Genomic DNA, 14,028 nt, shown 5'->3' on the forward strand with positions numbered 1-14,028 from the left:
TCACGTCGTCGACGTGGCGTCGGCCAGTGGCTTCTGAGCGTAGGCGCGGAGCACGAGGGACGTGGTGACGGGACCGTATCGGGCAAGTGCGTCGACGACTTCTTCGAGTCGTCCTGCCTGCGGGCAGTACACGTCGAAGATGAGGCAGTCCTCCCCGGTGACCCGGAGGGTGGAGGTGATATCGGAGGTCCGGGAGGCGAAGTCCAGGGCGCGTGGCAGCAGGGCGTGCGTGGTGCGCAGCCGGATGACCGCGTGGATGTTCAGACCCAGGGCTGCCGGGTCGACCACGGCTCGGTAGCCGGTGATGACGCCGGCCTTCTCCAGCCGTTGGATGCGCGCGCCGGCCGCGGGCTGCGAGAGTCCGACGCGGCGCCCTACCTCCGCGCCGGTCAACCGGCCGTCGGTCTGGAGCAGGGCGAGGATGTCCCGGTCTATCCGGTCGAGTGATTCCATCGTTGTCCGCACCATCTTCCTTGAGATCACTTGCGTCACCGCCGCTGCCCCGACGCGCCCAACAGAATCTGCGTCAGGCGCTTCCGCGATCGTAGGAGCGACGAGTGAAACGGTGGTGGGCAGTGGTCGCGTACGTCATCGTCCCGGGCATCGACGGCTCGGACGGGCAGCACTGGCAGACGGTGTGGGAGCGGCAGTGGGGCGCCTCGGCGGTGAGGATCTCGCCTGCCTCGTGGTCCGCCCCCGTGCTGGACGACTGGGTCGACGCCGTCCAGGAGGCGTACGACGTTGCTTCCGGGCGGGACAGCCGTGTTGTGCTGGTGGCCCACAGTCTGGGTTGCTGGGCCGCGTCAGCCTGGTTGAGCATGAACCCCTCGACTCCGACGGGCGGGGCATTGCTCGTCGCGCCGCCCGACCCGCACGGGCCGGCGTTTCCCCGCGAGGCGGCCGCGACGTTCGTCGAGGTGTCGGTGCAACCGTTGCCGTGCCCGGCCCTGGTGGTCGGCAGCACCGATGACCCGTACTGCACCCCCGAGGCTGCCGCCGGGTTCGCGGCGCGGTGGAAGGCGCGATGGCACCCGGCAGGCGCGTGCGGACACATCAACTCCGCAAGCGGCCTGGGCGCGTGGCAGCACGGCCGTGAACTCCTGGACTCGCTGACCCAGTAGTGATCAATCTCCGTACGGCCGTCACGAGTGCTCCGCGGGGGTCGAGCGCTACAGCGAGGGATCGCTTGGTCGTCCGTGCGGGTCTACCGGGTCTCACCGGCGACGTGGGGCCGCCGCTCCTGCCCGCTGAGGACGAGGCGGATCACCCTGGCCTGGGCGCCGGGCCGAAGGGCTCAGGGCTGTGGACCCGGGCGTGCTGTCGGCGAAGTCGCGGTGGGGCGAGGGGCGTGCTGTCCTGGAAGTGCATACAGGGGAGCGCACCGATGCGGCATCTCCGGAACTCCACCCGCGGCTCTGCCCGGCCGCCCGCGCCCACCGCGCGGGGCGGGGGACTGCTGCCGGCGCGGCAGCTGGCGGTCGCCTGGTCGCTGATCGTCCTGATCACGGTGCCCGCGTGGGTCCTGACCGTCGGACAGGCCCGGGACATGGGGGTCGAGCCCGGCACGATGGGGATGGCGCTGCCGCTGTTCCTGGTGCTCTGGGTCACGATGATGGCGGCCATGATGCTGCCGTCCATGACACCTGTGGCCCTTACCTGGGTGCGGGGAATCGGGTCGCGGTCCTCCGGGTGGAGCCGGGCAGGACACACCCTGGAGTTCGTCGCCGGATATCTGCTGGTGTGGACCGTCTTCGGGCTGCTCGCCTATACGGCTCTCCACGTCACCGGCGACCTGGTGGACGACCACCCGACGGCAGGACGCTGGATCGGCTCTGTGGCCTTCCTGCTGGCGGGCCTGTACCAGCTGGGCCCGCTCAAGAACGTCTGTCTGCGGCACTGCCGCGACCCCATGAGCCAGCTGGTGCGCTACGCCGGGTTCCGCCGGCCCGCCCGCGATCTTCGGGTGGGCATCCACCACGGCGGCTACTGCGTCGGCTGCTGCGCCGGACTGATGGTGGTCCTCGTCCCCCTCGGCGTGATGAACGTGGCGGCGATGGCCGGGCTGGCGACAGTGATCTTCGTGGAGAAGCTGTGGTCACGAGGGCCGCAGCTCGCCCGGACGGTAGGCGTCGTCTTCCTCGTCCTCGCCGTCCTGGCCCCGTTCCAGGACTGGCTGCTGCCGGGACTCCAGGAAGCGACGCCCTCGATGGACGGCATGTGAGGACCTGCGGCAAGCTGGAGGACAGAGGCCGCCCTGCGACAGGTGTGCGGGCTCGGGACACGCGGTCTCGCCATTCCGAAGAAGCTCCCTCGGGCTCGACGGGAGGGAAGCGAGATGACGGAACAGAGCACCACCGCGACCCGCTGGCATCTGGCCGGCGACTGGTTCGACGTCTGCAAATGCGCCATACCGTGCCCCTGCACGTTCGCGCAGCCCCCGACCTACGGCGACTGCGAAGGCGTGCTGGTCTGGCACATCCGTGAGGGCAACTACGGCGACGTACGGCTCGACGACCTGAACGTCCTGATGCTGGGCTCCTTCGTGGGCAACGTCTGGGCCGGCGAGCACAGCGACGCCTTCGCCGCGGTCTTCCTCGACGAACGCGCCGACGACCGGCAGCGCGCCGCGCTCGGGACCGTCTTCGGCGGTGAGGCGGGAGGCTGGCCGGCACAGTTCGGGGAGATGCTCCAGCCGGAGATGCGCGGCATGGACATCGCGCCGATCAACGTGGAGATCGACGAGGAACTCGCCACCTGGCGAGCCGAGATTCCCGGCCGGGTCACGGCCGCCGCCGAGGCGCTCACCGGCCCGACCACCCCGCAGGGAACCCGCGTCCAGGTCCACAACGCCCCGGGCGCCGAGGTGGGACCGGGCCAGGTCGCCACCTGGGGACGGGCCACCGCTGACCGCGCCGACGCGTTCGGCTTCTCCTGGGAGCGCTCGGGGAAGTCGAGCAAGCACTTCCCCTTCGACTGGACGGGACCCGACTAGCACGCCGATCCTCAGCGCAGGGAACGGAACCGGGGCAGGGGCACCGGCTGTTTCACTGTGCCGTGCCGTGTGGGAGGCCGACCGGGGTGGTGAGGGCCTGCTCCGCCCAGATGGTCTTGCCGCGGGGATTGTAGCGGGTGCCCCAGTGCGTGGCGAGCTGGGACACCAGGAACAGGCCGCGACCGCCCTCGTCCGTGGTGGCCGCGTACCGCAGGTGCGGGGCGGTGCTGCTGCCGTCCGTGACCTCGCAGATCAGGGCGTTGTCGCGAAGCAGCCGAACCCGGGCGGGCGCCGTGCCGTAGCGGATGGCGTTGGTGGCGAGTTCGCTGAGGATCAGCTCGGTGGTGAAGACCAGGTCGTCGAGGTCCCACTTCTCCAGCACGGCCGTCGCCCAGGTGCGCAGCTCCGCGACGGCCTCCGGGTCGAACGGGATGTCCCGCTCGGCGATGTTCTCCGGGTCGATCGCCCGGGTGCGGGCGATCAGCAGGGCCACGTCGTCCTGCGGCTGGGCAGGCAGCAGGACGTCGATCATCGCTCGGCAGTTCTCCTCGGGCTCCCGCCGGTGGTCGGTGAGGGCGTCGCGCAGCCGCTCCATGCTCGCGTCGAAGTCCCGGGCGCGGTCCTCGATCAGCCCGTTGGTGTAGAGGACGATCTGGGTGCCCTCGTCCAGTTGCAGTTCTGTCGTCTCGAAGGGCGCACCCCCTGTCCCCAGCGGCGGCCCGACCGGCAGGTCCGGGAAGTCGACGCTGCCGTCCGGGCGGACCAGCGCGGGGGCGGGGTGGCCGGCCCGGCTGACGGTGCACAGCCGGGTGACCGGGTCGTAGATCGCGTACAGGCAGGTGGCGCCGGAGACGCCCGTCCCGGAACCGTCGTCGCTCTCTTCCCGGTCGATCCGGTCGACGAGCTCGTCGAGGTGGCCGAGCAGTTCGTCCGGTGGGATGTCGAGCGCCGAGAAGTTGTGGACGGCCGTGCGCAGCCGGCCCATGGTGGCCGCGGCGTGCAGTCCGTGGCCGACGACGTCGCCCACGACGAGGGCGACGCGGCTGCCGGGCAGCGGGATGACGTCGAACCAGTCGCCGCTGACCCCGGACTGCGCCGGAAGATAGCGGTGGGCGACGTCCAGGGCGCTCTGCTGCGGCAGGGCGCGCGGCAGCAGGCTGCGCTGCAGGGTCACGGCCATCGCGTGTTCCCGGGTGTACCGGCGGGCGTTGTCGATGCTGACCGCCGCCCTCGCCACCAGTTCCTCGGCCAGCGACAGGTCCTCCTCGTCGAACGGCTCGGGCTTCTGCGTCCGCCAGAAGTTGGCGACGCCCAGGATGATGCCGCGCGCCGACAGCGGCGTGGTGATCAGTGAATGCACGCCGTGGTCGACGATCCGGCGCGCCCACTGCGGGTCCTGCGCCTGCCACCCGTCCGCCGCCGAAAGGTCCGGCACCACCTGGGAGAGGCCGCTGTCGAAGCCCTGGGCCTGCGGCGTGGACGGAACGAAGGTGATCAGCTGGCCGCGGGGGTAGAAGGGGTGGTCGTCGCAGATCCCGCTGACGGCGACGCGGCGCAGCTCCATGCGGCCGCTGGACGGCTCGTCGCCCTGCAGCACGGGGTCGGCCAGGTCGACGGTGACGAAGTCCGCGAGTCCGGGGACGGCGACGCGGGCCAGTTCCTCGGCGGTGTGCTCGACGTCGAGGGTGGAGCCGATGTCGGTGCCGGCCTCGTAGAGCAGGGCCAGCCGTTTGCCGGCCGCCTCGGCCTTGCCGGAGACCGCCGTCAGCTCGGTGGAGTCGCGGATCGTGGCGACCGTCCCCATGGCGCCGCCGTGGCGGTCGGTCGGCCGCTGGTTCACCACGAGCAGCCGCCCGCCGGCCCGGTGCACCTCGTCGGCGGCCGGGCGGCCCGACAGCAGCAGCTCGCGGGTGTCGGGGGAGAGCCCCGCCAGGTCCGCCGCGTGCCGGCCCTCCGCGTCGGCCGGCAGTCCCAGCAGCTCCTTCGCCTCGTCGTTCGCCAGCACCAGCCGCCTGTCCTGCCCGACGATGACCACGCCCTCGCGCACCGCGTGCAGCACCGCGTCGTGGTGCTCGTACATGCGCGTCATCTCTTCGGGGCCGAGCCCGTGGGTCTGGCGCTTCAGCCGCCGGGCGGTGAGGGCGCTGCCGGTGGTGGCCAGCGCCAGCGCGGCGGCTCCGGTACCGAGGATGATCGGCAGTTGCTCGTTGCCCGCGGCGGTGACGTTCTTGACCTTCATTCCGGCCGAGACCAGGCCCACCACCGTGCCGTCGGGGGTCTTCACGGGCACGACCGCCTGCATCTCATGGCCGAGTGGCCCGTGCACGCTCTCGGTGTAGACGCGGCCGGCCAGGGAGGGCTCGATGGTGCCGACGAAGCGTTTGCCGATCCGGTCGGGCATCGGGTGGGTGTAGCGGATGCCCTGAGTGTCCATGATCACGATGAAGTCGACGCCCGCCTCCTCGCGCGCCGCCTCGGTCAGCGGCTGCAGTGTCTTCGACGGGTCGGACGAGTTCAGAGTGTCGGCGAGGCCGGGGGAGTGTGCGAACGCCTGCGCGACCGCCACCGACCGGTTGCGGGCCTCTTTCTCACTGGCGCTCCGGGATTCCAGGACCAGTGCCAGGATCGCCCCCAGCACCAGCAGAACCACCACCGCCACCTGCACGGCGAACACCCGACCGGCCAGACTCCGGGGGCTCCTCGCTCCGCGTGACCGCTTTGAGGTGCCCTGGGAACGTTTGGCGCGTTCGACCATGGCTCCTTCCTAGCATCGCACCACCCCGGCGGTCACCAGGCAGAACAACATTGGCGCCGAGAACGTCGCCGTAGGCAGCCGGCTCCGCCCCGGTCGGCGCCGTCGGCAGGTAGCGCAGCGTGGCCGGCGACGACTCACCGGTGACCGATGCCCCCGCCGCTCCTGCCGGCCACCCTCGCCACCGTTGCACTGCCCGACGCGAGCGCAGGTAACTGCTGGGGCGCTGCCTGCGGCGCCAGCGCGGCCGCCGCCGGCGGCAGGACCCGGCTTCTCCTCGGCGCCGCTGTGCGGGCCGCCGGGCGGACGGCCTCGTCAGGATCACGGGGTCGCCGAAGGCGGTCGCTCACGGCCGCCGGGCGGACGGCCTCGTCAGGACCGCGGGTCGCGCAAGGCGGTCTCGTTCGGTCGCCAGGCGGCGCAGGTGCGGATGAGCTGCATCCGGGTCAGATCGGGGACCTGGTGGGTGAGTTCCTCGAGTGCCAGGACAAGGAACAGACCGCCCGGCCGCACCGCTGCGGCGGACATGACCTGTGGAGCGGCTGTGAGTCTTCGCCATCCGGACGTAACGGACTGTTACTAGGCGGTAGCACCTTGTTGAACTCGATTTGTGCCCGTACGGCACTTGAAGCATCCCTTCCGGCCATGAATGATCGGGCACTCCAGCGCCCGTTGGACGGACGCGAGTGATCCCTGGCACCACCGACACCACGGTGCCGCGTCCCGTCCCGACCAATCGCGATCCGATGGTCCTCAGCGCCGGTTTCCGCCCGCCTCGTCTCCTCCGGGCCTGCCACGCTCCCCCTTTCCATGAGGATCTGATGACACAACACATACCGGAGGCGGTGTTCTGGTGCCTTGCCGCGGTCTCGCTCGCCGGGCCGTTGCTGCTGGTCCGCCAGTACCGGATCACCGCCGTCCTGCGCCGTCGACTCACGGCCCGGGAAGCCGGCCTGCTCGCGCGTGAGGAGGAGGTCCGACACCTCGCCGAGGTGCGGCTGCCCGCTCTCGCCGAGGCGTCCCGCCGATCCGAGCCCGTACCAGGCCCGCTCGACCCGGAACTCGCCGCAACGGAGTACGGCAGGGACCTGCAGAAGATCGTCGAGCAGTTCACCGACGCCGACTTGTCCGCACAGTCCCGCGCGGACAAGTCGGCGAAGGCGACGCTGAAGACGGCGATGCGAGCCATGCAGGCCCTGGCGAACGAACAGCAGCTGTCCATCTCGGACATGCAGGACCGCCACGACGACCCCCATATGCTCCAGGACCTCCTCGAGATCGACCACGCCAACGCGCAGTTCGGCCGCAGGGCACAGGCCATCGCCGTGCTGTGCGGCTCATGGCCGGGACGCCAGCGGGCCGCGTCATCCCTGCTCGACGTCGTACGCGGTGCGACGTCGAGGATCCGGGACTACCGGCGCGTCAACGTGAACTCCCGGGTCGACATGGACGTCGTCAGCCGAGCGGTCGAGCCGGTCGTCCTCGCGGTCGCCGAACTCCTGGACAACGCCGCGCGGCACTCCCAGCCCAACACCACCGTCGAGGTCGCCATCCAGCCCGCCCACAGCGGCGTCAGCATCGTCATCGACGACGCCGGCATCGGCATGGAGGCGCTCGAGACCGAGGAGGCCACGCGTCGCCTGTCCGGCCTGGATCACATCGACATCAACCGGCTCAGCGACCCGCCGCAGTTCGGATTCGCCCTCATCGGCGTACTCGCCGCCCGGTACGGATTCACCGTCTCGGTCGACACGCAGTCCCCGTACGGCGGCGTGCGGGCCGTGCTCTTCCTCCCCAACGAGCTCATCAACCGGGTGCGTTTCACGGGTCCGCCAGTCCCCGTGCAGGGGGCGAGCGCCCCGGACACCCCGAAGCCGAAGCCGGTCACGCCCGGCGCACCGGTGGCCCCCGCCGCCGAGGAGGCAGCCGCCCCACCGGCTCCCGTCGTGCCCCTCGTCCTCACCGGGCCGGCCGACGCAGCGTCGGCCCTTCCCGAACCGGAGGCGGCGCAGTCGTCCACCGCGGGTGGCCTGCCCAAGCGCCGGCGACGCACGGCGAAGCGCGAAGCAGTGGCCGACCGCGCGGCCCCGGCCTCCTCCGACGCCTCGCTGGTCCGCCCCGCGGCCGAGGCCGCCTCCCGCATGGGCGCCTTCGCCCGCGGCACGCGCTCCGGCCGCGACGCCTCAACCGACACCGAAGGGAACGACCAGCGATGACCGGCCAGATGACCAACGGACTCGGATGGATGCTCGACGAGGTCCTCAAGGTCCCGGAAGCCCGCCACGCGATCCTGCTGTCCGCGGACGGCATGCTCCGGGCCCACTCCCAGGGCATCGAGCGCGACGAGGCGGAACGCCAGGCAGCGGCGTTGTCCGGCCTGCAGTCGATCAGCCGGAGTACCGGCGAGTTCTGCTCGCGGGAGCCCTCGCCCTGGCAGCAGACACTGGTCGAGTTCGTCGACGGGTACGTCTTCCTGGTGGCCGCCGGCGCCGGCGCCTATCTGGCGGTCTCCGCCGGCCCGGACGTCGACATGGAAGCCGTCAGCTACAGCATGCACAAGCTCGTGGACCGGTTGGGCAAGGAGCTGACGAGTCCACCGCGGCGAACCACCGAACCCAGCACACCGGACGAGTCAGGCACGGCATGACCCCGCCACGCCCCCCGCGCGACAAGGGACTTGTGAGGCCCTACGTCGTCACGGAGGGCCGCGCCCATCCGACGCGCAACACACTCGACATCGTGACGCTGGTGACGGCCGTGAACAACCGTCCCCTGGGCGGCCTGAGTCCGGAGAAACGCCGTGTCATGGAACTGTGCCGAGGAGGAGCACTGTCGGTCGCCGAAGTCGCCGGCCGCCTCTGTCTGCCGATGAGCGTCACCAAGATCCTGCTCAGCGATCTCATCGACAGCGGCCATGTCATCGCCCGGCCCCCCGTCCCCAAAGCGCAACTGCCCGACGCCCGACTCCTCCAGGAGGTACTGGATGGGCTCCGAAGCCGTATCTGAACCGCTCTACGTCGCGGACACGGTCACCACCGCGGTGAAGATCCTCGTCGTCGGCCACTTCGCCGTGGGCAAGACGACGTTCGTCGGAACACTCTCCGAGATCCGGCCGCTGCGCACCGAGGAGACGATGACGCAGGCCGGCGAACTCGTCGACGACCTCGAGGGAGCGCCCGGCAAGACCACGACGACGGTGGCCATGGACTTCGGGCGCCTCACGCTCAGCGAGTCCCTGGTGCTGTACCTCTTCGGCGCCCCGGGGCAGAAGCGGTTCTCCCAGCTGTGGAAGGACATGCTGTGCGGAGCGCTCGGCGCGCTGGTGCTCACGGACACCCGGAGACTCGACCAGTCCTTCGACATCATGGGGCTGCTGGAAGATCACGGCATCCCGTACGCGGTCGCCGTCAACCGGTTCGACGGCGCGCCGCCCTTCCCCGACGAGGAGATCCGCGAGGCGCTCGACCTGCTCCCGGAAACCCCTCTGGTCACCTGCGACGCGCGGGAGGGCACCTCCTCCACCAAAGCACTGATCTCCCTCGTCGAGCACCTCCAGATCCGCACCCCTCAGGAGCAGGCATGACGACGCCCCGACCCGCCGCGGGTGACGCCGCGCCTCCTGCCGGCTGCCCGGCGCACGTCGACGCACGGACGGTCGAGCGCCTGTACGGCCCGGAGTTCGCCGCCGACCCCATGGCGTCGTACACCCGCATGCGGGCCCATGGATCCGTGGCGCCCGTGGAGATAGCACCCGGCGTGCGCGCCTCACTGGTCACCGGCTACGAGACCGCCCTGATGGTGCTGCGCAGTCCGGGCAGCTTCTCCAAGGACGCACGCCGATGGCGGGCCCTCGCCGAAGGGACCGTGTCGGCGGACAGCCCGGTCGTGCCCATGATGATGCACCGGCCGAACGCCCTGTGGGCCGACGGGGACGAGCACACCCGGCTGCGTGGCGCCATCACCGACAGCCTCGCCCGCCTGGACCCCGACGCGCTCAAGGGATACGCGGAGCACAGCGCGGACACCCTCATCGACCGGATCGCACCCAACGGACGGGCGGACCTGCTGGGCGAGTACGGTGCGGTCCTGCCCCTGCTGGTCTTCAACCAGCTCTTCGGCTGCCCTCCCGACGTCGGGGACAAGCTGGTCGAGGGGATGTCCGGGATCTTCGACGCCGACGCCGACTCCGAGAAGGCGAACGCGGTACTGACCGAGGGCGTCGCCGAGTTGGTCGCACTCAAGCGGGAACAGCCGGGGCGGGACGTGACGTCCTGGCTGATGGCCCACCCCGCCGGGCTCACCGACGAGGAGATGATGCATCAGCTGGTCCTCCTCATGGGCGCGGGCACCGAGCCCCAGCAGAACCTGATCTGCAACGGGCTGCGGCTCCTGCTGTCCGACGACCGGTTCGCCGGTGATCTCGCAGGCGGCAGCATGCCCGTCGAGGACGCCATCGACGAGGTGCTGTGGAGCGACCCGCCGATCGCGAACTACGCGGTCCACTACCCGCTCCAGGACGTTGAGATCGACGGGGTCCTCGTCCGCGAGGGCGAGCCCGTCCTGATCAGCCTGGCCGCCGCGAACACCGACCCGGGCCTCGCGAGCGACCGCCGTGCGGGCAACCGCGCGCACCTCGCGTGGAGCGCCGGCCCCCACACGTGTCCCGCGAAGGGCCCCGCCCGGTCGATCGCCGCGGTCGCCCTGGAGAAGCTTCTCGACCGACTCCCCGACATCGAGCTGGCCGTTCCGGTCGAGGAGTTGGAGTGGCGGCAAGGTCCCTTCCACCGGGCTCTGGCCGCTCTGCCCGTCCGCTTCCCGCCGATCACTTCCGCCGTCCGGACCTCAGCGGACCGCGATCGGACGACGGATCCGGTCCCGTCGCCATCCGCCCCTATGGCCACGTCGTCGACAGCGAGCGAACCCGGATCCGTGAGCGCGGCCCGACCGCGCTGGTGGAACCTCCTGGCGAGGTGGCGCCACCGGCGACAGGCCACGTGAGCGGTCTCGATCACCCATCCGGAAGCCGTTCGGTGCCCACACCGGGGACCGTGGGGGGCCGGCCCCTCTGGCGCAGGTCAGCTGTCGTCTCGAGTGAGCACGACCACGTCGTCGCCCATCCCGATGACGAGGTCCGGCCCGACGGCCGCCACGCACTGGGCTCGCGCCGGTAGTCCGACCTTCTCGCGGAGCCGGACTTCGGCGAGATCCCAGACGTACACCGTGCCGCTGTTGTCGAGGGTGATGGCGTCCGTGCGACCGTCCCCGGTGGCGCACGCGACCGCCAGCACCCCCGAGGCGTGATCGGGGAGGGTGGTCCGCAGGGTGCCGTCCGTGAGATCCCAGACCCGTACGACGGTGTCGTTCCCGCCTACGGTCAGGGCGTGCGGGCGGCCGTCGACGACGGTGTGCGCGAGCGTGCGGATCGAGTAATGCCCGGTGGGCACGGTGGCGGTGACGCGCCGGCCCTTGGCGGTGAACCTCCAGACCCGGAGTGCGCCGTCGTCGCTCCCGGTGACCAGGTGGGGGCGGCCGTCGACGGTGACGGACTCCATGCCGCTCACCGCCGAACGGGTGCGGTCGGTGAGGGACGGACGGCCGGTGGCGTCCGCCGGGTCCCACACCCGCACGGTGCGCTCCTGGTCGGAGGTGACCACGTGCGGGCGGCCGTTGACGTCGGCCCACGCCACGGTCTCCACCCGATGGTCGTGTCCGGGCAGGCTCCGCAGCCCGGTCCCGGCTGCGAGGTCCCACACCCGGGCCTCGCTGCAGCAGCCCCCGGTGACCGCGTGAGGGCGGCCGTCCACCGTCGAGCACGCCAGCACCTCCACCCTGTGCCGGGTGGGAAGGACGAGTCGTTCCGTCCCGTCGGCGAGGTCCCATACCCGCACCGTGGTGTCCCCGCCGGTCACGGCGTGCGGGCGGCCCTCGATCGTCACCGCGTGCACGGCCTCCACGGTTTCGGTGTGACCCTTCCGCGCGACAGGCGGGAGAGCGTCACGCAGGTCCCATACCCGGGGGCGCGCGGAATGCCCGCCGCTCACCGCGTAGGGGCGGCCCCGGGCCTCCGCGCAGGCCAGCACGTCCACGTAACCGTGGTGTCCGGTCAGGACCGCGCGCTGTGAGCCGTCGGTCAGGTCCCATACCCGGACCGTGCGGTCGCCACCGGTGGTCACCGCGTGCGGGCGGCCGTCGAGGACGACGCAGGTCACCGCGGAGATCCACGAAGTGTGCCCGCTCAGCAGGGCGCGCTCAGAGCCGTCGGTGAGGCACCACACCCGCGCCGCGTCCTCGCCGCCGCTGCCGGTGACGGCGTGGGGAATGCCGTCGATCACCGTACAGGCCACGGAGTAGACGGCGGACGTGTGGCCCGTGAGCACGGCCTGCTCGACGCCCTTGTCCAGGTCCCAGACCCGTACGGTCGTGTCGTCACCCCCCGTCACGGCCATGGGGCGGCCGTCGACTTCGGCGAAGGCGACCGTCCGTACCGTGTCGGTGTGGCCGGTCATCCGGGCACGCACCGAACCGTCGACCAGATCCCACATCCGGACCACGCGGTCCTCGCCCGCCGTGACCGCGTACGGCCGGCCGTCGATCACCGTGCAGCCCACCGCGCGCACCCAGCCCTTGTGCCCGCCGAGAGCCATGCGTACGGCCCCGGTGTCGAGGTCCCACACCCGCACACCGCCGGAACAGGTCCCGGTCACCACGTGGGGGCGCCCCTCGATCTCGACGCAGTCCAGCGCGTACACGCCGTCGTCCTCGGTGATCACGAGGTGCTCGGTACCGTCCACCAGGTCCCACACCCGCACGTGCGAGTCGTAGCAGCCGGTCACCGCATGGGGCCGTCCGTCGATGACGGCGCAGGCGGCGGCGTCCACGCCCAGCCCCGCCTTGGCGAGGCGCAGCGCCGGGTGGACCATCGTGCCGGTGGCCCAGCGCGGCCGCCACGGCCGGACGCGGGACAGCTCCCGGGCGAGGCCGATCTCGCCGTGGCGGGCGGCGTCGACGGCGAGGATGTCCCGCCGCTCCGGCAGGCCGACGGTGGCGTGGACGTCCGCCGAGGCCCGGTAGACGCTCCGACGTATCCGCCTCTCTTCAGAGAACCGCCCCTCGGGCGGGCCGGAGGTGTTGAGGGCACGCAGAAGTCCGCCGGGGTCGGCGTGGACCAGGTACTCGGCGTCCTCCAGCAGCTCGTCCAGGACACCGCCCGCACTCGCGTGCGTGGCGAGGTGCCGGACGATGTACGGGGCGGCAGCCGACCAGTCCCGGCGCCCGGTGCCGCCGTCCGCGGGCACCTCGGCCAGCAGCGCGGCGGTGATGGCCCGTTGCGCCTGCTGCTCGCCGGCCTGATCTCCTCGGTCGCGCAGCCCCAGGGCCTCGGCCGGGTCCCGGAGCCGGTAGTCGGAGGCCGTCGGCGTCACCGTCTCGCTCAGGCGCCCACCCCACCGCTCCCGGCACTCGTCCACGTCCTGAGTCGTCCACGGGCGCCCCGACAGGGCGCGGGCCAGCACCGCCCACAGGGCCGCAGGCAGCCCGGCGCCCTCCGCAAAGGCCAGCGGCCGCAAAAGCGTGGGCAGGTCGTCAGCCGCCGCTCCGCGCTCGTCAGATGCGCTCCCCACCGCCACCACACGCTCCTCTTCGGTCCGCCCCACCCCGACCTGTCCACAAGGCAGCGGGGTCATTTCCTGTCCAGGACCCTACCGACGGCCACTGACAGCGACGGCGGTCACGCTCCGACCGGCTATGTGGCTCGGGGATGTCAGCGGCGGGGAAGGGCGGTGCCGGGGGCTGGGTGGGTCCCGCGGCGCGAGTGACCGCCGTCGCGGGCGCTCAGCCGTGCGTCGCGGCCGCCCCTGTTCCGTTCATACGCGCAGGCGGGCGGACAGGCCCTCGAAGTAGCTGCGGTGCACGGCCGCCAGGTCGACCTTTTCGGGGTCGAGCAGCCACAGCAGGTGGGCGCCTTCGAGGAGGGCGGCCGTCTCCGCTGCCAGGACCTGCGGATCGAGGCCCTCCCGGGCCGAACCGTCGGCGACGGCACGAGCGAACAGGGCGGAGAGATGACCGCGCAGCGCCCGGCCGCGGCTGTGGAACTTCTGCCCAGTGATCGTAAAGCCCTACTCGAGCATCGTCTCCGGCAACGGACGGATCGTTCCCCGGGGCTTGTGATGCGTGTGTCGGAGGATTCTCTTCGAAGAGGCGCTGGACGGGGGCGGCGGGGTCTTCGGCCGACCCCGACCGCCGCGATGTCGTCCGCGTCGACGAACGCTTCCCGGCCGCCGCCGCT

At 71.6% G+C, this 14,028-nt stretch carries 13 protein-coding genes; 8 read left to right on the forward strand and 5 right to left on the reverse strand.

The window, feature by feature from the left end:
- Entirely contained in the window at positions 1 to 453 is a 453-nt protein-coding gene (locus ACFYR0_RS28030; RefSeq protein ID WP_389333804.1) for an Lrp/AsnC family transcriptional regulator, read from the reverse strand.
- A gap of 104 nt (positions 454 to 557) precedes the next feature.
- Here ACFYR0_RS28030 and ACFYR0_RS28035 point away from each other — a divergent pair, with 104 nt between their 5' ends.
- The 3 genes from ACFYR0_RS28035 to ACFYR0_RS28045 all read left to right on the forward strand — a co-directional run bounded on the left by ACFYR0_RS28035 (position 558) and on the right by ACFYR0_RS28045 (position 2,992).
- Positions 558 to 1,121: an RBBP9/YdeN family alpha/beta hydrolase gene (locus tag ACFYR0_RS28035; protein ID WP_389333807.1), complete on the forward strand. Its 564-nt coding sequence runs from the start codon at positions 558 to 560 to the stop codon at positions 1,119 to 1,121.
- 263 nt (positions 1,122 to 1,384) lie between these two features.
- Positions 1,385 to 2,221 (forward strand): DUF2182 domain-containing protein, encoded by an 837-nt coding sequence (locus ACFYR0_RS28040; protein ID WP_389333810.1) that lies wholly within the window; start codon positions 1,385 to 1,387, stop codon positions 2,219 to 2,221.
- Positions 2,222 to 2,335: 114 nt separating this feature from the next.
- Positions 2,336 to 2,992, forward strand: a complete 657-nt coding sequence (locus tag ACFYR0_RS28045; protein WP_389333813.1) for a DUF1326 domain-containing protein — start codon at positions 2,336 to 2,338, stop codon at positions 2,990 to 2,992.
- 52 nt (positions 2,993 to 3,044) lie between these two features.
- Here the strand turns inward: ACFYR0_RS28045 and ACFYR0_RS28050 are convergent, their stop codons facing one another.
- Together ACFYR0_RS28050 and ACFYR0_RS28055 are read right to left on the reverse strand one after the other, a co-directional pair.
- Entirely contained in the window at positions 3,045 to 5,747 is a 2,703-nt protein-coding gene (locus tag ACFYR0_RS28050) for a SpoIIE family protein phosphatase (protein ID WP_389333816.1), read from the reverse strand.
- A gap of 369 nt (positions 5,748 to 6,116) precedes the next feature.
- Positions 6,117 to 6,272 carry a hypothetical protein gene (locus ACFYR0_RS28055; protein ID WP_389333819.1) on the reverse strand — a complete coding sequence of 52 codons (156 nt, stop codon included), beginning with the start codon at positions 6,270 to 6,272 and terminating at the stop codon, positions 6,117 to 6,119.
- Between the two features lie 293 nt (positions 6,273 to 6,565).
- Between ACFYR0_RS28055 and ACFYR0_RS28060 the strand changes: the two genes are divergently transcribed.
- The 5 genes from ACFYR0_RS28060 to ACFYR0_RS28080 are packed head-to-tail and all read left to right on the forward strand — an operon-like array spanning position 6,566 to position 10,742.
- Entirely contained in the window at positions 6,566 to 7,960 is a 1,395-nt protein-coding gene (locus ACFYR0_RS28060; RefSeq protein WP_389333822.1) for an ATP-binding protein, read from the forward strand.
- Complete coding sequence (locus ACFYR0_RS28065; protein ID WP_389333825.1) at positions 7,957 to 8,391, forward strand: roadblock/LC7 domain-containing protein; 435 nt, start codon at positions 7,957 to 7,959, stop codon at positions 8,389 to 8,391. The genes ACFYR0_RS28060 and ACFYR0_RS28065 overlap by 4 nt, the downstream gene beginning before the upstream one ends.
- Entirely contained in the window at positions 8,388 to 8,750 is a 363-nt protein-coding gene (locus tag ACFYR0_RS28070) for a DUF742 domain-containing protein (protein ID WP_389333828.1), read from the forward strand. The genes ACFYR0_RS28065 and ACFYR0_RS28070 overlap by 4 nt, the downstream gene beginning before the upstream one ends.
- Positions 8,728 to 9,327, forward strand: a complete 600-nt coding sequence (locus ACFYR0_RS28075) for an ATP/GTP-binding protein (protein WP_389333831.1) — start codon at positions 8,728 to 8,730, stop codon at positions 9,325 to 9,327. Before ACFYR0_RS28070 ends, ACFYR0_RS28075 begins: the two co-directional genes overlap by 23 nt.
- Positions 9,324 to 10,742, forward strand: a complete 1,419-nt coding sequence (locus ACFYR0_RS28080; protein WP_389333834.1) for a cytochrome P450 — start codon at positions 9,324 to 9,326, stop codon at positions 10,740 to 10,742. The genes ACFYR0_RS28075 and ACFYR0_RS28080 overlap by 4 nt, the downstream gene beginning before the upstream one ends.
- 77 nt (positions 10,743 to 10,819) lie before the next feature.
- Here ACFYR0_RS28080 and ACFYR0_RS28085 read toward each other — a convergent pair whose 3' ends face one another.
- Positions 10,820 to 13,363, reverse strand: coding sequence for a WD40 repeat domain-containing protein (locus ACFYR0_RS28085; RefSeq protein WP_389333837.1), 2,544 nt, complete (start codon positions 13,361 to 13,363; stop codon positions 10,820 to 10,822).
- Between the two features lie 243 nt (positions 13,364 to 13,606).
- Entirely contained in the window at positions 13,607 to 13,849 is a 243-nt protein-coding gene (locus tag ACFYR0_RS28090; RefSeq protein ID WP_389334087.1) for a TetR family transcriptional regulator C-terminal domain-containing protein, read from the reverse strand.
- Positions 13,850 to 14,028 lie beyond the last annotated feature (179 nt).

The organism is Streptomyces sp. NPDC005017 (assembly GCF_042873115.1).
Taxonomy (GTDB): Bacteria; Actinomycetota; Actinomycetes; order Streptomycetales; family Streptomycetaceae; genus Streptomyces.

Bases quoted from the DNA above. Each gene is read 5' to 3' on its own strand.
- ACFYR0_RS28080 (WP_389333834.1), top strand. From the start codon at position 9,324: ATGACGACGCCCCGACCCGCCGCGGGTGACGCCGCGCCTCCTGCCGGC.
- ACFYR0_RS28045 (WP_389333813.1), top strand. From the start codon at position 2,336: ATGACGGAACAGAGCACCACCGCGACCCGCTGGCATCTGGCCGGCGAC.
- ACFYR0_RS28055 (WP_389333819.1), bottom strand. From the start codon at position 6,272: ATGTCCGCCGCAGCGGTGCGGCCGGGCGGTCTGTTCCTTGTCCTGGCA.
- ACFYR0_RS28050 (WP_389333816.1), bottom strand. From the start codon at position 5,747: ATGGTCGAACGCGCCAAACGTTCCCAGGGCACCTCAAAGCGGTCACGC.
- ACFYR0_RS28070 (WP_389333828.1), top strand. From the start codon at position 8,388: ATGACCCCGCCACGCCCCCCGCGCGACAAGGGACTTGTGAGGCCCTAC.
- ACFYR0_RS28030 (WP_389333804.1), bottom strand. From the start codon at position 453: ATGGAATCACTCGACCGGATAGACCGGGACATCCTCGCCCTGCTCCAG.
- ACFYR0_RS28065 (WP_389333825.1), top strand. From the start codon at position 7,957: ATGACCGGCCAGATGACCAACGGACTCGGATGGATGCTCGACGAGGTC.
- ACFYR0_RS28040 (WP_389333810.1), top strand. From the start codon at position 1,385: ATGCGGCATCTCCGGAACTCCACCCGCGGCTCTGCCCGGCCGCCCGCG.
- ACFYR0_RS28060 (WP_389333822.1), top strand. From the start codon at position 6,566: ATGACACAACACATACCGGAGGCGGTGTTCTGGTGCCTTGCCGCGGTC.
- ACFYR0_RS28075 (WP_389333831.1), top strand. From the start codon at position 8,728: ATGGGCTCCGAAGCCGTATCTGAACCGCTCTACGTCGCGGACACGGTC.